General features: G+C 57.0%; 14 protein-coding genes. 6 read left to right on the top strand and 8 right to left on the bottom strand.

The window, feature by feature from the left end; genetic code table 11:
- Together phrB and AC222A_RS16415 are read right to left on the bottom strand one after the other, a co-directional pair.
- Positions 1-1,295, bottom strand: a 1,295-nt coding sequence (phrB, locus tag AC222A_RS16420) for a deoxyribodipyrimidine photo-lyase (protein ID WP_486775270.1), incomplete at its 3' end; no start/stop codon positions are given.
- Between the two features lie 30 nt (positions 1,296-1,325).
- Complete coding sequence (locus AC222A_RS16415; RefSeq protein WP_372750549.1) at positions 1,326-2,282, bottom strand: YbgA family protein; 957 nt, start codon at positions 2,280-2,282, stop codon at positions 1,326-1,328.
- A 120-nt stretch (positions 2,283-2,402) separates the two neighbouring features.
- On the opposite strand from AC222A_RS16415, the gene AC222A_RS16410 reads away from it, so the two are divergent.
- On the top strand, positions 2,403-3,674 hold the full coding sequence (locus AC222A_RS16410) for a spinster family MFS transporter (protein ID WP_372781785.1): 1,272 nt from the start codon (positions 2,403-2,405) through the stop codon (positions 3,672-3,674).
- Between the two features lie 8 nt (positions 3,675-3,682).
- On the opposite strand, the gene AC222A_RS16405 is transcribed toward AC222A_RS16410, so the two are convergent.
- The 4 genes from AC222A_RS16405 to AC222A_RS16390 form a co-directional block, all read right to left on the bottom strand.
- Positions 3,683-3,952: a hypothetical protein gene (locus AC222A_RS16405; protein WP_372761007.1), complete on the bottom strand. Its 270-nt coding sequence runs from the start codon at positions 3,950-3,952 to the stop codon at positions 3,683-3,685.
- Positions 3,953-4,085: 133 nt separating this feature from the next.
- The gene (locus AC222A_RS16400; RefSeq protein ID WP_372781783.1) at positions 4,086-5,381 is read right to left on the bottom strand and encodes a DSD1 family PLP-dependent enzyme; all 1,296 of its coding nucleotides are present in this window, start codon (positions 5,379-5,381) and stop codon (positions 4,086-4,088) included.
- Positions 5,374-6,747 carry a D-arabinono-1,4-lactone oxidase gene (locus AC222A_RS16395; RefSeq protein WP_372749728.1) on the bottom strand — a complete coding sequence of 458 codons (1,374 nt, stop codon included), beginning with the start codon at positions 6,745-6,747 and terminating at the stop codon, positions 5,374-5,376. Before AC222A_RS16395 ends, AC222A_RS16400 begins: the two co-directional genes overlap by 8 nt.
- A gap of 2 nt (positions 6,748-6,749) precedes the next feature.
- A complete protein-coding gene (locus AC222A_RS16390) occupies positions 6,750-7,130 on the bottom strand; it encodes a c-type cytochrome (protein WP_372749727.1) in 381 nt (126 codons plus the stop codon).
- A gap of 180 nt (positions 7,131-7,310) precedes the next feature.
- On the opposite strand from AC222A_RS16390, the gene AC222A_RS16385 reads away from it, so the two are divergent.
- The gene (locus AC222A_RS16385) at positions 7,311-9,629 is read left to right on the top strand and encodes a TonB-dependent receptor (RefSeq protein ID WP_486775269.1); all 2,319 of its coding nucleotides are present in this window, start codon (positions 7,311-7,313) and stop codon (positions 9,627-9,629) included.
- A gap of 17 nt (positions 9,630-9,646) precedes the next feature.
- Here the strand turns inward: AC222A_RS16385 and AC222A_RS16380 are convergent, their stop codons facing one another.
- Positions 9,647-10,894, bottom strand: a complete 1,248-nt coding sequence (locus tag AC222A_RS16380; protein WP_372765064.1) for an MFS transporter — start codon at positions 10,892-10,894, stop codon at positions 9,647-9,649.
- A gap of 296 nt (positions 10,895-11,190) precedes the next feature.
- Here AC222A_RS16380 and AC222A_RS16375 point away from each other — a divergent pair, with 296 nt between their 5' ends.
- The 4 genes from AC222A_RS16375 to AC222A_RS16360 all read left to right on the top strand — a co-directional run bounded on the left by AC222A_RS16375 (position 11,191) and on the right by AC222A_RS16360 (position 16,809).
- Complete coding sequence (locus AC222A_RS16375; protein ID WP_486775268.1) at positions 11,191-12,417, top strand: MFS transporter; 1,227 nt, start codon at positions 11,191-11,193, stop codon at positions 12,415-12,417.
- Between the two features lie 123 nt (positions 12,418-12,540).
- Entirely contained in the window at positions 12,541-13,122 is a 582-nt protein-coding gene (locus tag AC222A_RS16370; RefSeq protein WP_372750704.1) for a QsdR family transcriptional regulator, read from the top strand.
- Positions 13,123-13,139: 17 nt separating this feature from the next.
- A complete protein-coding gene (locus tag AC222A_RS16365) occupies positions 13,140-15,515 on the top strand; it encodes a TonB-dependent receptor (RefSeq protein ID WP_486775267.1) in 2,376 nt (791 codons plus the stop codon).
- A 19-nt stretch (positions 15,516-15,534) separates the two neighbouring features.
- On the top strand, positions 15,535-16,809 hold the full coding sequence (locus tag AC222A_RS16360) for a sterol desaturase family protein (protein WP_372809670.1): 1,275 nt from the start codon (positions 15,535-15,537) through the stop codon (positions 16,807-16,809).
- 6 nt (positions 16,810-16,815) lie between these two features.
- Here the strand turns inward: AC222A_RS16360 and AC222A_RS16355 are convergent.
- A partial coding sequence (locus AC222A_RS16355) for an HAD family hydrolase (protein ID WP_486775266.1) occupies positions 16,816-17,205 on the bottom strand: 390 nt, incomplete at its 5' end.

The raw sequence follows: 17,205 nt of genomic DNA, 5'->3' as shown, positions 1-17,205 counted from the left end.
GGAGGGCTGTGAACCTGGCGCTTGTCGAGGGCGGCCAGTTCCGGCACGAACGTGCGAATAAAATGCCCTTCGGGGTCAAAGCGCTGGCCCTGCGTGGTGGGGTTGAATACACGAAAGTAAGGCGCGGCGTCGGTGCCGGTGGAGGCGGCCCACTGCCAGCCACCGTTATTGGCGGCAAACTCGCCGTCGATCAGCTGGCTCATGAAATACTGCTCACCGCGACGCCAGTCGATGTGTAAATCTTTCACCAGAAAGCTGGCGGTAATCATCCGCAGCCGGTTGTGCATCCAGCCGGTCTCGCGCAGCTGGCGCATGCCGGCGTCTACGATGGGAAAGCCGGTTTGGCCTTCGCACCAGGCCTGAAAATCCCGATCGTTATTGTTCCAGCGGATATTTTCGGTTTCCGGTTTAAAGGCGTAGCCCTTGACCACGCGCGGAAAATGAAATGCCACATGCTGGTAGAACTCACGCCAGATCAATTCATTGAGCCAGACGTCGGCGCCGCTTTTGGTGTCGGCCAGTTCCGCTTCTGAGCGCAGGCGGGCCAGGCACTGGCGCGGCGACAGCAAGCCGATAGCCAGCGCTGCGCCCAGGCGCGAGGTGCCTTCAATGGCGGGGAAATCGCGCTTTTTCTCGTAATCCTGCACCTGCTCCTGACAGAAGCGTCGCAGCTGTTTCAGGGCGGCTTCTTCATCCGTCGGCCAGCCGCTGATATCGGCTGGTTCGCAAAAGCGCTTTAGTGAGCGGGCAGGCACGGCCTCTGCCAGTGCACGGGGGCGACGCAGGGGCGTGCTGTCGCGTTCACCCAGCTTGCGCTTCCAGGCTTTGGCAAAGGGGGTAAATACTTTGTAGGGCAAGTCGCTGCCGTTGAGTACGGTGCCCGGTTCCAGCAATAGCCGGTCGTGATGCCAGTGGCAGGGAATACTCAGGCGCGATGCCACAGCGTCGTCGCGTTGCATCTCGTTGACCAGATACTCCCGGTTGGCGAACACGGCACTGAGCTGATGTTTATCGGCGTATTTCGCAAGCAGCGCCGGAATATCACGAAAGGTATCGGCAACCAGCAGATCGAAGGCAATGCCGCGCTCGGCCAAGGTGCTCTGCAGGGCATTCAGCGCGGCAAAGATCAGGTTTTGCTGGCGCAGGGAGGTGGCGTGTTCATGCCACTGACCGGGCGTGGCAATGTACAGCGCGCGCAGCGGCACCTGCTGCTCGCGGGCAAAGCGCGCGGCGTGGTGCAGGGCGGTGTTGTCGTGACTGCGCAGGTCGTTGCGAAACCAAATCAGGGCGGTCATGCAAAGGCCTTGTTTAAGGGTGGGAGGTCGTTACAGGCCATAACGCAGCTTCAGGTCTTCCGGATAGGGGTGAAAGTAGAACTGATCGAGCAGGTAATCCACGTCATATTTTTTGGCATAGCGTTCGAGCAGGGCCAGTGGCACCAGCAGGGGCAGGGTGCCGGTACGGTATTTGTCGATTTGATCGCTCAGGTCCTGCCGCTCTTCGCTGTCCAGGTGCTCTTTTACAAAGCCCTGCATGTGCATCAGGCTGTTGGTGTGATTGCTGCGGCTGGCGGGCCGGGCCAAAGCGCCCATAAAACGTGCAAAGTATTCGGCGGCACTGGCTTCGAGGTCATTTGTAGCGTCGGCAACCAGCGGCCCGAGTTCACGGTAGATGGATTGGTTGTGGGCCAGTAACAGGAATTTGTGGCGACGATGAAACTCCTGCAGCCCGGCAGCGCTAATACCCGCGCTTTGCAGTTCCTGCCAGCGGCGGTAGGCGATCACGCGCATGACAAAATTTTCTCGCAGCAGCGGGTCGTTCAGGCGCCCGTTTTCCTCTACCGGCAGCAGCGGCAGTTTTTCCATCAGGCGCTGGGCAAAGGCGCCCACGCCGATCTTGCCGAGGCCGTGGCCATCTTCTTTGTAAACAGGCACCCGTTCCATGCCACAGCTGGGGGATTTGGCGCATACCACATAGCCGCTGATATACGGCGCGTCGGTAACGGTTTTGTCGGCGACGGCGGCCAGCTCGTCGGTCACGTCAATGCTGTTGTCTTCACTGCGCCGCACCCGGATGGTGTCCTGAGCACTTTGCACCAGACGCAGGGTGGGGCGCGGTGTGCCCAGACCAACGGCCATCTCCGGGCAGACAGGATAAAACTCGAAATGCCGGCTAAGCTCTTTAGAGGCAAAGGGTAGATTCTTGTGGCCGCCGTCAAAGCGTACTTCCTGGCCGAGCAGGCAGCTGCTGATGCCGAGGGTAATGGTCTGGGGTAAATTCATGGTTTGTTATCATCGCTCACGGTGTATGGAATTTACGGTTGCAGGTAGACATCGGATGACGTGGCTCCTATGTCTGACCTGACACTACACTCATTCTAGTAATAATAAAAAGGATAGAACATGAGTCAGTATCGCGCGGATCGCCGTGCCTGGTATGCATTGTGCGTTTTAACGGTAGTGTACGCCTTCAATTTTATCGACCGGCAATTACTGGCGATACTGCAAGAGGCTATTAAGGCCGATCTCGGGCTCAGCGACAGCCAGCTGGGTTTGCTTACCGGTTTTGCTTTTGCGCTGTTTTATGTAACGGCAGGCATTCCCATCGCGCGCTGGGCGGATCGCAGCAACCGCCGCAACATTGTGGCCCTGTCGCTGGCGGTGTGGAGCTTTATGACTGCCATCAGCGGGCTGGTAAATAATTATGTGCAACTGCTGCTGGCCCGAGTGGGTGTGGGTATCGGCGAAGCGGGGGGCAGTCCGCCCTCCCATTCCATGATTTCCGATATGTTTCCGCCTGAGCAGCGCGCCGGAGCGCTGGGGTTTTATTCCACCGGTGTGAGTATCGGCATTCTGTTTGGCTTTTTACTGGGTGGTTGGCTCAATGAGTTTTTTGGCTGGCGCGTGGCGTTTATGGTGGTGGGTGCGCCGGGCCTGATTCTGGCGTTAGTTGTGCGGTTTACGGTGACCGAGCCCAGGCGCGGGATGTCGGAGGCTCGGGAAATGAGCGACGACAGCACCAGCCTGCGCGATGTGGTGGCGCTGTTGTGGCAACGCAAAACCTTTCGGCACATGGCCTTTGCCGCGTCGCTGTATGCCTTTGCCGGCTATGCCACAGCGAACTGGACAGCCTCGTTCATGATTCGCACCCATGGCATGAGTACCGGTGAGTTGGGCAGCTGGTTAGCCCTGATTATTGGCTTTGGCGGTGCGGTCGGGGTTTTGGGTGGCGGTGTGCTGGCCGACCGGTTGGGGGCTCGCGATGATCGCTGGTATTTGTGGGTGCCGGCCATTGTCGGTGTCGTTGCCACACCCTTTGCCACGGCGGTGTATTTGATGCCGAGCGCCGGGCCGGCCTTGGCCATGATGGTGGTGCCGGCCGTGTTGTCTAACGTCTATCTGGGTATCACGATTGCTACCAGCCACCGCTTAGTGGGCTTACAGATGCGCGCAACCTCTTCGGCCATTCTGTTTTTTGTATTGAATATCATAGGCTTGGGCGGCGGGCCCTGGATCGTGGGGCTGGTCAGCGATGCGCTGGCGGGTAGTTATGGTCTGGATTCACTGCGCTTGGCCATGCTCTATGTGGTGCCGCCGGTCATGTTGTGGTCAGCGAGCCATTTCTATTTGGCGTCACGGCATTTACGGACAGATTTATTGGCGGCACCCCAGTAGGCGGGAAATCAGTGAGCGGCGCTCACGGTCCAGCGCACGCTGTTGCCCTGATGGTCGCCGTCTATCCAGGTGGAAACATAGTTGCATTGCATGTGTAGCGGGCCGACCGTAATTTCCTGGCCAATGGCGTAATCTTTGCCCCAGGCGGTCGCACAAGTGTCTCGGCGGGCGGAGGCTGTCAGGGGTACGGCACTGTGGTGGATGCCCGGTAATAATTGGGCGGCACCATCGGTGGGTAGATAGCTGAAAGCGAGGTAGGTAGCGAGTAGAGCGTTCACAGCTTCACCTTTTTGTGTCGTAGCGGGGAGTGTCACCCTAATCGGTCAGGGCCTATAACCCTATACGGGTATTGCCGGATTGGCAAATGACACTATCTCTGATCATCGGCAAAAACCATTCTAACACAAGAGCTTATGCGCCCTGTTGGAAGACTGGCCATTGCTGCGTTATGTGATGGCCATCAAAAACCGCGATGTCGCCAAACTGCAAAAACACGTGTTCGCTCTGGCTGGGGCGCAGGAATACAAAGTCGTCTACCGCCAATTGAACGCTGTCGGAGCCGTTGAGCATCTCCTGATTGGTGGAGCGGCCATAGACGCTATTGGTCGTAAGGCCCGGCGGTGATTCCGGCGATGCTTTCCAGTAGCCCCCATAGGTAAAGAAACTGCGCGACTTGTTGGGGTCTAGCACTGGCCAGGCTCCGGCCAGGTTTTCCAACCCGGGAACCTGCACGGAATCGAGGGTTTTCAGTACCGGGGTGGCGATAAAGGCGGCGGGAATATGGTCCGCCAGATAGGGCACATCAAAATCAGAGGGTTTCACCAGCCCCGACCCCACGGCCAGTTCATTGCAGGGCGCCCCAGGGGCATACATCTGGTAGGTAGAGCTGCCACCGGCGTTGAGGGTGAGCTGCTCTGGTCGAAAGCTGTCTTTCAGCACGCCTTTGGCGGCGCTCAGGCAGGCTTCGTAAAACTCCATGGCGTTTTGCATGGCTTTTTCCGGCCCGCCCACAATGCCGGGCATTTTGGAGACATGGGCTTCATAACCCATAAAACCGGCAAATTCGAGCTGCGGGTGCTGGCGGATACTCTGAATGGCCAGCCCGACCTCACCGGCGTCTGTGAAGCCGCCGCGATGCAGGCCCACGTCCAGCTCCAGATTAATGCGCATTGTTTGGTTCAGCGCCGCTGCCAGCTCACCGTATTGCTGCAGTCGCTGCGGAGAATCGATCAACCACTGTAGCTGGGTTACCGGATTGAACGCGCGATTGGTGTGATAGGCGTAAAAGCGTTTGGCGGCATTTACTGGCATGGGCTTGCCGAGCAGCAGATCGGCATCGGGCATTTTATCCGCCAGCAGGTTGAGAAAGGGCTGGTGAAATACCATGACCCGTCGGCTGCCAGTTTGCGCTCTAACGGTGTTTATCAGCGGCACGCTGGGCAGGGATTTGCCTACAATCCGGTAGTGAAAATGATTATTAAGGTGGCTCAATAGGCGCCCGGTGTTTTGATGCAGGCGCTCGGAATCCAGCACCAGCGTCGGACGGTACAGGCCGGCTTCTTTCAGGGCCTGCTGAAGGCTAAGAAAATAGCCGTTGTGGGCGCCGCCCTGATCGCCCCGACGAAGTGCGCCTGCACCCAGCGCAAGCGCGCCGAGTCCGCCTGCCCACAACACTTGCCGACGGCTGGGGCGCCATTTGTTAGCCATGCCCGAAAATCTCACGCAGGTGGGGGTTGAGCATGATGCCTTGTGGATCGAGCTCGCGTCGGATCTCGTTAAAATCCTGCCAGCGTGGGTAACGGTTGGCCAGCGTTTTATGGGTTAGCGAGTGCAGCTTGCCCCAGTGTGGGCGGCCCTCCAATGGCTGGTATATCGGTTCAACGGTTTTGAAGAAGGCCTCGAAGGGCTCCTCAAAATACCGGTGAACGGCCAGTGACGCGCTAGGGCGTTTATAAAAAGGGCTGAGCCAGGCATCGTCTTCCTGTACCACGCGCACTTCTATCGGGAAGAATACATCCGGATTTAACTTCTCCACCGTGTCGCGCACTTTTTTCAGGGCGCCGACAATGCTTTCTCTGGGCAGGTGATATTCCATTTCGTTGAAACGCACGGCGCGATCGGAGGGGTAGATATTCCACCACCAGTCGACATGTTCTTCCGGCGGGATGGTATTGCTGACACCGGTGATGAGTTTTTTACGCAGCCAGGGCCACCAGGACGCGTAGTCGCGCAACATTTTCAGTTCGCGCACCGCATCGTTGTCACCGTCTTCACCGCGTGGGGAGATCGCTTCGTCGGTAAGGTCTGTGGTGATGATGAGCGCGTTGTCGCTGTGCGGAATGTAGTACATCTCAAAGTTGCGATGCTTTTCTGCCAGCTGATGAAACTCGGCAAAGGTCTGCTCCAGTGGTTGCATCCAGGTGCGACGCTTGAGCTTGTAGGGTGTTTCATTGCGCAGGGTGTACTGGGTAATCACACCGAGACTGCCCAGCGATACTCGTGCGGCATCGAAAATATCCGGATTGCTATCGCGGCTGCATTCAAGCACCTCGCCACGGGGTGTCACCAGCCGCAGGGCCTCCACATAGGCGTGCATGGCGCCGAAGTTTGCGCCGGTACCGTGGGTGCCGGTGGAGAAGGCGCCGGCCACGCTCTGTTCGTCGATGTCCGGCATATTGGGCAGGGCTTGCCCCAGTTTATGCAGGGGTTCGCCCAGGCGATTCAATTTAACTCCGGCACCAACGATGGCGCGGTTGTCGGCTATAGCTTCCACCTGATCAAAGTGTCGGGTAGAAAGAATGGCCCCTTCGGTAGGAACCAGCGGACTGAAAGAGTGGCCTGCGCCCACGGGCCGAATGGTCTGCTTGGCCGTTTTCAGCAAGCTGGCCAGTTCGTCTTCGGTTTTTGGGCTGACTCTGCCTGCCGGTGTCGCTTTCTGGTGCCCGGACCAGTTCTGCCAGGGGATTTTGCGCCCGGCCTGTGCACTCTGCGGCACCGCAGATAATGTGGTACCTGCCAGCAGCGGCGCGGCCGGTGCCAGCAGCAGTGAGCGGTTAAAGTCGCGTCGTTTCATCGTTATTTTTCGCCTGCCATAAAGCGGATCAGGGCTTCAAATTCCTCTTCGCCGCAATCCATGCACAGGCCCAGTGGCGGCATGCCGTTAAAGCCATTGATGGTATTGTCCAGCAGCGTATCCATGCCCTTGGCCATGCGTGAATCCCACTCGGCCGTGCCGGTGCGCGGCGCGCCGCCAGCACCCGTGCCATGACAGGAAAAACAGCTTTGCACATAGAGTGATTTGAGGTCCGGATCTTCCGGCATGGTCTTTTTGCTTGAGGTGCTGGTGCTCGCGGTATTGGTCGCCGTGGTCGCGGACCCCTGACCGGATTCGCCGGAACAGGCGCTAAACAGGAAGGTTGAGGCAACAAGCAGTGCAGTGATCAGCCGGTGGTTCATGTGAGGTTTCCCGATTCAGTCTATGACACGGTTTGTATACGACTACACTGGCGGGAAAAACTCAAGGGTATCAAGGGTAATTGAGCGTTGGCTGGCAGGCATGGGTATTGGTGCTGTGCACTCAGCGTTGTAGCCAGTATATTCAATAACGATGGAATTGGGCTTTTGGGGATGTAAGTAATGAACTACCGCAATTCATTGGCGCTGCCGCTGTTGGCGATGGCAGCGGTATCGGTGCAGGCGCAGCAGCGTGTTTTGGAGGAGGTGGTGGTTACCGCCCAGAAAACCAAACAGAGCATTCAGGATGTACCGATATCAGTCACTGCAGTAGACGGCGAATTCATGAAAGACGCTGGCATATCCGATTTAAAAGAGCTGTCGGTGTATGTGCCCAATGTGCGAATCGACGCTAACGATCCCGGCTCGCCGCAGATTTTTGTGCGCGGTTTTGGTACCAATACCTTTAACCCCAGTTTTGAAAGCTCGGTGGGGTTTGTGCAGGACGAAATGTTTTTTGGTCGCGCCGCCTATTTTACCGAGGCTATGTTTGATATCGACCGGGTAGAAGTATTGCGCGGCCCGCAGGGCACCCTGTTTGGCAAAAACACGGTGTCGGGCGTGTTTAACGTATTTTCGCGTCCGGTAGGCAATGAGTTTTCGGCCGACGTGGAGCTGCGCGCGGGCGAACACGGTGAGCAGCGTCTGGAAGCGGGCGCCGGCGGTATGCTCAACGAGTGGTTTGGTGTTCGGGTTTCAGCGCTGACCTTTGAAAAAGACGGTGAACTGGAAAACCGCTTTCTCAATCGCGACGAGGAAAACCCGGATCAGGAAGCGTGGCGGTTAAAGCTCAATTTTCTGGCCAGCGCCAACACCGACATCGAGCTGATTGCCGTAGAGTCGGACACCACGATTAACTACTGGCCGAAACAGCTGGCCAATCTTGACGCGGATACTCGCGATTATCTGGACGATTTTGATCCGGAGATTGAAGGCGACCCCGAAGACTTTATGACCAGCTACAACGTGGATGGCGTGCTGGAAAAAGGCTCCAGCAGTTATATCGGTAAACTGAGCCACAGTTTTGGTGCGATAGGCTCGCTCTATAATCTTGATACGGTGGTGGTGCTGGGTAATACCGATCTCTACGTTGAGCAAGATCAGGATCTTGACGTTTCACCTGCGGATATCGCGACGCTGTTAAACCGTGAGGATTTCAAACAGAACACCGTTGAGTGGCGTTTTACCGGTGACGGCGAAGGCCTTTTCGGGCTGGGCAGTTCGATGCAGTTTGTGGCGGGCGTGTTCTATTTTGAATCGGATTATCAGCTCGATGCTGGCGTGGTATTGGGTCGTGATGTGGGCAGCTGGCTGGGCACCGAAGACGCGCGCCAACTGGCGGGCGATGATGCGCCACTGTTACCCGGGCTGCAATTGGCAGCGGCCACCACGACAAACGACCGCTTTGATTTTGACTACGTGCAGAACACCAAAGCACTGGCGTTGTTTGGTCAGATGACGCTGAACTTTGGGGATAGTTGGGTTGTTACCCCCGGGCTGCGCATAAACCGGGAAACTAAAACCATTGATACTGCCGGTACCGAGCGTTGTGAAAGCACAACGCCGCTGCCGCCAGCTTCCTGTGTTAACGGACTGCTGTTGGGGGCTAACAGTTATGACCACCGGGATCTGGAGCGCAAGGAAAGCGATGTGTCGCCCAAGCTGTCGGTGATGTACTACCTGAACGATGAGGTGAATGTTTTTGCCACCTACAGCAAGGGGTTTAAAAGTGGTGGCTATAACTCGATTTCATTTACCGGCGAAGACCTGGAATTTGAAGACGAAAATGCCGTTACCCTGGAGCTGGGTACCAAGGGTAGTTACTTCAACCGCACCCTGAATCTGAACGCGACGCTGTATCGCACCGAATACGACAATCTGCAGGTGCTAGCCTTTAACGGTGTGTTTTTTGATGTGAGCAATGCCGCTACGGCAATATCGCAGGGTCTCGAAGTTGACTGGCAATGGCTCACTCCCTGGGAGCCGCTGTCAGTGATCGGCTCGCTGGGCCTGTTGGATGCGTACTACGAAGAATATACCGGCGCGCCGGCACCGGTAACCCAGGGTGTGAATACCCGCCAGGATTTGAGCGGTGAAGCCATAGCTTTTGCGCCGGAAAGCAGTTTCATGCTGAGCCCCACGCTAACCTTCGCTTTGTGGGATGAGATGTTGAACCTCAGTGTGGATGTTATCCACCAAGGCGATCAGTTTACGGATACCGACCTGGACCCGGCGTCAAAAGTGCCGGCCAACACAAAGTTCAACGTGCGGGCATCGCTGCTGGATGGCGACGAGCGTTGGAACCTGACTGTGGGTGTAAAAAACCTGACCGACAAGCTAACCCAGAATCAGGTGGTGGATTCGGTTTTCTTTCCGGGTACTTACTATGCGCAGCAGAACGCTGGTCGTCAGGCTTACGCCGCACTGCGACTTAATTGGTAATTGCGCGGTTAGTGGCGCTATTGGATTGGCGCCACTGCAATATCGTCGGCAAGGGAGCGCCCCGGCTTAGTGGCTGCGTCCGATTCCAGACGCTGTGACACGGTAGCGTCGAGGCTGCGAAAGGTGGGGCTCAACAGATAAAACAAGGCCACTGCGACAAACAGCATGGCACAGGCGCCAGTGATCGCATTGGCGGCGCCAAAGTGATCGGCGGCGATTGCCATGGGGAATACGCCTAAGGGCATGAGTCCAAACGAAGCCATCATGAGGCTGCTGACCCGCCCGCGAACGTTTTCGTCAGTCAGGATTTGAACAGCGGCGCTGTTCACGGTCTGCGCTGCACTGATAAACGTGTTGGCGAGTAGGAGCGGCAGCAGGGCAAGCAGGAAATAGGAGGTTTGTGCAAATGCGCCCAGCAGCACCGCGAAGCCGAGTGTTGCCGTTACCATAAACACCAGCCGGTGCGGCGTATCGCCACGGCGAATAATCCACAGTGCACCCACCACCCCACCGACACCGCCGGTAGAGATTAATAAGCCGACACCTTGTTCGCCCTGCTGCCAGGCCTGCTCGGCCAGCATGACCAGAATATTCTGAAAGGGCATGGCCACGAGCATGGGCAGCAAGCTGAATAGAATGCACATCATCAGTGGGCGATTGCGATTGACGTAGCGCAGCCCCAGCCCGATATCGCTCATGAGTGATTTTCTTTCCCCGGTTTGTGGCGATGAAAAGCTCGGCTTAACGCCTAACATGCAGGCGACAGCGATTGAATAGAGCGCGACAGATAAGACGTAAGCGCCGATGACTGAGAACTGCGCGATGATCAGCCCCATCACCGCTGGCCCGGCGATACGACTAACGTTGACCACTCCGCCGGTATAGGCCATGGCGCGCTGCATGCGCGAAGCGCCGGCTACGGAGGCGGTGATGGCCATTCGTGCCGGCATGATCAATGGGAATGCGCAACCGGTGATAAAGGCGGTACACAGCATATGCCAGAAGGCCAGTTTGCCAAGTAGCAGCAGCGTGAGGATGGTGATTTCGTTTAGCACGATCAGGCTCTGGCCAAGAATTACCAGCTGCCTGCGCTCAACCCGGTCTGTAATCGCGCCACCTAGCAGAGACCCCAGCAACATCGGAATGGCGACGACGAGATTGATGTAGGCCAGTGCTGTGGCTTCACCCACCAGATCCCAAGCCAGAATGCTACGGGTGAGTATCTGGCCGTTCATCGCGAAGAAAAAGGCGGTATTGCCGGCCAGCAGCCAGCGGTACTGGGCATCGGCGAGCAGGGGGGCATCGCTGCCCGATTGGCTGGGATGTGGCGGTGAAATGGATCTTGCTCCTGAAAAAGCCGTGCACGTTATTGGCGGTAAGTCTACGCAGCCCCGGGTGTCGTGTCTGCAGCTTTCATTGCGTCAAGAGCTTACTGTCTTGCGTCTCCTGTCGGGTTGCGTGCGTCAGCCTGTGGGAACATAGGGGCGTATGCGGTGCCCAGGCGTCCAGGCGTAACGCATAGCCCTACAACAATAATAAACAGCGCAGGTGACACGTCGATATGTCCTCCTTTTTTCTGCTTGGCTGGCGCCAGACCGCAATCTGCTTTTTGATGTTGGCGGCAGTTGGCATGATCGCGGCAACTTATTCGCTGATCGCGGTACCCATTGCGCAGGAGTTTCAGCCGAGCCGGATGGTATTGATGTTGGCGATGACGGTACTGTCGGGTACCTGTGCCGTGCTTTCTCCTTTGATCGGCAATCTGATGGATCGCTATTCTCTGCGCGCAATGATGGTGACAGGTGGGCTGTTGCTCGGGCTGGGCTATGCGGGCCTTTCTCTGGCCGCGTCGTTTACGCATGTGCTGATCGTGTTTGGTGTGCTGATTGCGCCTGCAAATGTGTTGCTGGGCCCGGTGGCGAGCACGGTCTTGTTGTCGCGTTGGTTTGTGGTAAAGCGTGGGCGTGCGATTGGCATTGCCATTGCCGGTATTTCGGCTGGTGGTTTTCTGTTTCCCATGATCATCCAGGGCTTGCTCGACACTTATCAGTGGCGTGAGGCCTTGCAACTGCTTGGACTGGTGCTGGCGCTATGGACTATCCCAGCCGCACTACTGGTGGTTAATCACCCGGCGGAGGCAGGTGTGCAGCCTGATGGTGCAAGCGAAGCACTACCGCAAGTGCAGGCAGAAATGCAGAATACTGTAGTTTCTCCGCTGCAAGTGTTGAGCGATCCGGCGTTTTGGATGATTGCCGGCACGGTGGCGGTTGTCACATCCGGTATGAAAGGCATGATTACCAATCTGGCGCCACTGGTGATGGACGCCGGTATCGATGTCAGTCGCGCCGCAGCGCTGGTGTCCACCTACGCCGGATGCAGTTTTTTGGCCAAGCTGACCTTTGCTGCGTTGGCTGATCGGCTCGGGCCACGCATTTTGATGAGTCTCGCGCTGGGTGGTTTCTCGCTGGGATTGGCGTGCCTTACCCAATCGCAGCTGGGTTATGGCGTGATAGCGTTGGGGGTAGGGCTGACCGGCTTGCTCGGCGGTTTTATGGTGCCGATGGAAAGCTATTTGGCGCCGCGCGTATTTGGTCAGCATGTTGTGGGGCGTGCAATGGGGCTGCTGACCGGGGCGGTGCTGATCGCCTTGTTATGTACGCCTCCTCTGTTCGGACTCATCTTTGATCTCACCGGCAGTTACAAAGGGATATTCTGGACTTTTTCGCTGCTGGCGCTGGTCACGCTGTTGTTTGTGCCCTCGCTCCGTCTTCACCCGCGAGTGCCCTAACACGACCTGCGGCGCCTGAGCTGGTGCGTGGCGGGGTGTCGTCGGTGAGTCATTTTTGTGATTTGACTCATCCGGCGCCTTTCGCTTAAATGTCGCCTCGACATTTTCCCCGGGGAATCTTCTGTGAATCAGCCTGAGCTTGCGGTAGAGAGCGGCCTGCCCAGTGTACTGGCACTGGCCCGGGAACGCTGGGTGGAGACTGCCCGGCTGGACCTCGGTGAGCTGGCGCGCGAGCTCGGCATTGGCCGGGCCACGATTTTCCGCTGGGTGGGTTCGCGCGATGCGCTTATGGGTGAGGTGATCTGGTCATTTCACGAGCCTGAACTGCACCGCGCGTTACAGCAAAGTGGCAATCGCGGCGCGGCGTTAATGGCGGACCTGTGTCGTGAGTCGATGGAATCGGTGCTGTGCTTTGAGCCAATGCGACAGTGGGCCCACCGCGATAGTGAATATGCTCTGAAAATACTGTCTTCGGAAACCGGTGTGATTCACGGTCGGGCGGTTGCCTTTGCTCTGCAGGTGCTGCGTCGGGAGATGGCGGATGGTCACATTGCGCCGGTACTGGCGCTGGATGAGCTGGCGCGCCTTCTGGTGCGTATTGAAACGTCGTTTTTGTTCAGTGATCTGGCGTGTGGACGCGAACCGTCTGTGGACAGCGCCTGCAAGGCTGTGGAAATTCTGGTGGCCGCGCGCGGCTGTCAATAATAACAACGGGTAAAGTAATGAGAGCTATCTATCCTCTGGTTGTATTGGTTGCGGCAGGCACTGCGCAGTTGCAGGCGCAGCGTGTGATCGAAGAAGTGGTGGTGACCGCCCAGAAAACCGAGCAGAGCTTGCAGGAAGTGCCGGTATCGGTCTCCACGCTGTCGGGCGAGCTGATGCAAAGCGCCGCCATTTCCGATGTGCAGGACCTTGTGCAGTACACGCCGAATGTAAAGTTCAGTACCGCGAGCTCCGAGCCTATTGCGTCTATTCGTGGATTCGGTACCGGTGCCGGGGGACGGGGCTTTGAGTCGCCGGTCGGCATTGTGATCGACGATGTGTTTTATGGTCGCACCAGTTATGTCAACGACGGGGTGTTCGACCTTGATCGGGTAGAAGTGTTGCGCGGGCCGCAGGGTGCGCTGTTTGGAAAAAATACCATTGCCGGGGTCATGAGTTTTACCACCGTGCAGCCACATTGGGAGCGCCGTGGCCGGTTGTCTGCAACCGGTTCGTCATTGGCGGGGCGCAAACTGGAAGGCGGCGTCAGCCTGCCGCTGGTGGATGGGGTCTTGACCAGTCGCCTTTCGTTTCGAACCAACGAGCAGGAACTGGGTATTTACAACAGCACTACTGATCACGAGATAGCGCAGGACGATTATTCGGCGCGGGCACAGCTGCTTTGGCAAATCAGCGAGGCGGCGGAACTGCATTTGAACGTATGGGGCAGCGAGCGGGATCTTAATGGTTTTACCCGGCAGCTGTTGAAAGCAACCGATCAGTCACTGTCGGAGTTTCGTGAAATTGACCCGGAAACCGAGGCCGATGGATTCGACGAAAATCTTTCGACCAATGAGCCGGGTTTTCGGGAGCGTAAAACGCGGTCGGTTTCGCTGAAGGGGAAATGGCGGCCAGACTTCGAGGCCGTTTACAACGCGGAGCTCACCGCGATTATTTCGCATGGCGACATTGATATGCCGTTTCTGTTTGATGCGGATTATTCACCAATCGATTTTATCACTGCCGGTACGCGCGGCCCGGAAAATCAGCACCACAATGCCCTGGAACTGAGGTTTACCGGTGCGACGGCTGCGCCTTTTGGTTGGGGTGAGGGGCTGGAATTTGTATCCGGGTTGTTTTATCAGGAAGCGAGTCTGGAAATCAGTCAGGTGATCACCGCCAACGTGAGTAACTTTTCCCGTTATCTGGAGGCGGGCGCGCTGGGTGCGCCGGATCTTCCTGCGGATCTGGTCACCAATCTGGTGGCGCTGCAATCGATTGTTGGCGACCAGATAGAATCTGTTGATTCTTATACGCTGACTAACAGCACGACCGAGGCGCTATTCGGGCAGCTTATTTGGTCGCTCAACCCCTTGTGGGATGTAACCGCCGGTTTGCGGCTGGGGCGTGAGCGCAAGGATACCGAAGTCTATTCCCAGCATAGCGGCGAGACCCAGATCGCAAAACCGGTGCTGTCACAGGAAGACTTTATTGCCAATCGCTCGCGCAAGGAAAATGAAGTTTCCCCCAAACTGGCGGTGTCCTGGCATGCCTCCGATGAGGTGAGTGTTTTTGCGACTGTGAGCAAGGGGTTTAAAAGTGGTGGCTATCAGGCGGCTCCCGTTAACAGCGAATCGCTGGAGTTTGACGACGAGCGTGCCTTGTCCAGAGAGGCCGGCGTAAAAATGCGTTTGCTGCAGGGATCGCTGGTCATGAATGCGACGTTGTATCAGACCGATTTCGAAAACCTGCAGGTGATCGATTTTGACGGCACCAACTTTATTACAAAGAACGCGGCGAACGCTCAGTCGAAAGGGTTTGAACTCGATTTCCTCTGGCTGCCGCCGTGGGAGCCCCTGACCGTTGCGGGCAGCGTCGGTCTGAGCCGGGCCCGTTATACGGATTACCCGTGCGCACCGGCTGCTCAGGAAGGTGAAAACAAGCCGGCTGCACGGCAGTGCGACCCCAATAATCGCGACGCTGATCCCACCAACGACAGCGATGCGTCTACCTATCAGGATTTAAGTGGCCGCGAACTGGCGTACGCGCCCGAAGTGTCATGGAGTCTGTCGCCAAGCCTGAAGTTTCCGGTGGCCGATGGGCTGTTGCTCGTAGCCGGTTTCGATCTGCTGCATCAGGGCGATTATTACCTTGAGGCTGACCTTGATGAAAACTCGTTTCGAGAAGCGACGACCAAGGTCAATTTGCGGCTGGGATTGGCTGACTCACATGAGCGCTGGTACGTAATCTTTCACGCCAAGAATGTGAATGGCGTTCAGGAGATCGGCAGCATGGCGGATCAGCCGTTGCTGGCGGGTAATTACATTGGGTACTCGCTCTACGATGAGCCGGTGTACAGTGTTGATGTGCGCTATCAGTTTGGGCGTGATCTTTGAGCGGGAGGGCGTTGGCGCAATGAACTTTGAAGTAGCGGTGCTGTTTGCCATTCCGGCATTTATGCTGTTGATGGTACTGGAGTTTGTCTGGAGCAAGTTCAAGGGGCCGGACACCTGGCATCATCAGGCCGATGCGGTGTCGAGTATCAGTTCCGGGCTCACCTATCTGGTATTGCGTACGCTCGGTTTTGGCGTACTTGTTATCAGCTATGACTGGGTGGCGCAGCAGATTGCGGTGGCGGAGCCGGTCGTGACCGGGTTCTGGCTGTATGTGCTGGTTTTTGTGTGGAAGGATTTCACCAGTTACTGGATGCACCGCTGGGCACATGCCAACAGCTTTCTCTGGGCCATGCACCTGATTCACCACAGCAGTGAGGAGTTTAATCTCGCTGTTGCCCTGCGCCAGAATGCGTTTAACTGGTTCTCTTATGGTGGTCTGATGTTGCTGCCGCTGGCGCTGATCGGTGTGCCAGCCGAAGTGGTGGCGGTGGTGCTCCCCATCCAGTTTTTTATGCAGTTCTGGTATCACACGCAGCATGTGGGCAAGCTCGGTTGGCTCGAGTATGTGATAGTGACGCCGTCGCAGCATCGTGTTCATCACGCCATTAACCCTCGCTATATCGACAAGAATTTCGGTCAGATTTTTTGTTGGGACCGCTTGTTCGGTACCTTTCAGTCAGAACTGAAAGAAGATCCGCCAGCCTACGGAATTACCACGCCGGTGCGTCACTACAACCCGGTGATGATTGAATTAAATTACATGGGGCGGCTGCTGCGCGATGCGCTGGCGACACGACGCTGGCGCGACAAGCTGGGGGTGTTTTTTTCGCGTACTGGCTGGCGCCCGGAGGATGTCAGTGAGCGACGGCCGTTGCAAAAAATTGACTATCGCGATGCGTCGCAGAAATTCAGTCGTCAGCAACCGTCTTGGCTGGTGGTTTGGTCGTGGTTGCATTTGGGGCTGCTGCTGGGGCTGGCGGCGTTTACGTTGGCAAGCATTGGCAGCTTGGCTGAAACGGTGAAAGTGGGGCTGTTGTTGTATGTGTTGCTGGGCGTGGCGGTGAATGCCCAGCAGTTGATGCTGGAGGCGGCGCTGGCTCTGGATGGTCTGCGTTTCGGGCTGGTGGGCGCCCTGGCTTATTTTGGGGCCGGGGACTCTGTGTTGGGTAGCAGCATGATATTGCCGATGCTGGTGTTCATCTCGCTGTGTTCACTGACGGTGTCCCGAAGGAGCAGCAAGCTGGTGTCTGGCGGTGTGCCGCCGACGGTTAATCTGAACCCAGCGGGTAAATAGCTGGCTTCAGTCGCGCAATGACAGCACCGGCCAGTTGTTGCGCACGGCTTCTTTGAGCAGGATGCTGTCCGGGTCAACAGCGACCGGATTTTCTACCAGGCGCAGCAGTGGAAGGTCGTTGTGCGAATCTGAATAGAAAGTGCTGCCCGTTAGCTTGAAGCCTTTTTCCCGGATTCGCTCCCGCAGCAGAACCACCTTGCCTTCCTGGAAACACGGCGTGCCGACTACGTTGCCGGTATAGTGGCCATCTACGACCTCAGGTTCTGACCCGATGATGTCGGGTATCCCAAGACTTTCGGCGATGGGGCGGGTAATAAAGGTGTTGGTGGCGGTCATGATCATGCAGTGATCGCCGGCGGCTTTGTGTTTTTCGATCAGCGCACTGGCCTTTGGTAA

The organism is Litorivivens sp., from assembly GCF_057445395.1.
Note: the sequence above shows the minus strand (reverse complement) of the source record. Positions and strands in the feature narration are given on the sequence as shown.

What these genes read in the sequence shown, in the direction of transcription:
- AC222A_RS16365 (WP_486775267.1), top strand. Translation starts at nt 13,140, where the DNA reads ATGAGAGCTATCTATCCTCTGGTTGTATTGGTTGCGGCAGGCACTGCG.
- AC222A_RS16375 (WP_486775268.1), top strand. Translation starts at nt 11,191, where the DNA reads ATGTCCTCCTTTTTTCTGCTTGGCTGGCGCCAGACCGCAATCTGCTTT.
- AC222A_RS16395 (WP_372749728.1), bottom strand. Translation starts at nt 6,747, where the DNA reads ATGAAACGACGCGACTTTAACCGCTCACTGCTGCTGGCACCGGCCGCG.
- AC222A_RS16415 (WP_372750549.1), bottom strand. Translation starts at nt 2,282, where the DNA reads ATGAATTTACCCCAGACCATTACCCTCGGCATCAGCAGCTGCCTGCTC.
- AC222A_RS16385 (WP_486775269.1), top strand. Translation starts at nt 7,311, where the DNA reads ATGAACTACCGCAATTCATTGGCGCTGCCGCTGTTGGCGATGGCAGCG.
- AC222A_RS16400 (WP_372781783.1), bottom strand. Translation starts at nt 5,381, where the DNA reads ATGGCTAACAAATGGCGCCCCAGCCGTCGGCAAGTGTTGTGGGCAGGC.
- AC222A_RS16360 (WP_372809670.1), top strand. Translation starts at nt 15,535, where the DNA reads ATGAACTTTGAAGTAGCGGTGCTGTTTGCCATTCCGGCATTTATGCTG.
- AC222A_RS16410 (WP_372781785.1), top strand. Translation starts at nt 2,403, where the DNA reads ATGAGTCAGTATCGCGCGGATCGCCGTGCCTGGTATGCATTGTGCGTT.
- AC222A_RS16390 (WP_372749727.1), bottom strand. Translation starts at nt 7,130, where the DNA reads ATGAACCACCGGCTGATCACTGCACTGCTTGTTGCCTCAACCTTCCTG.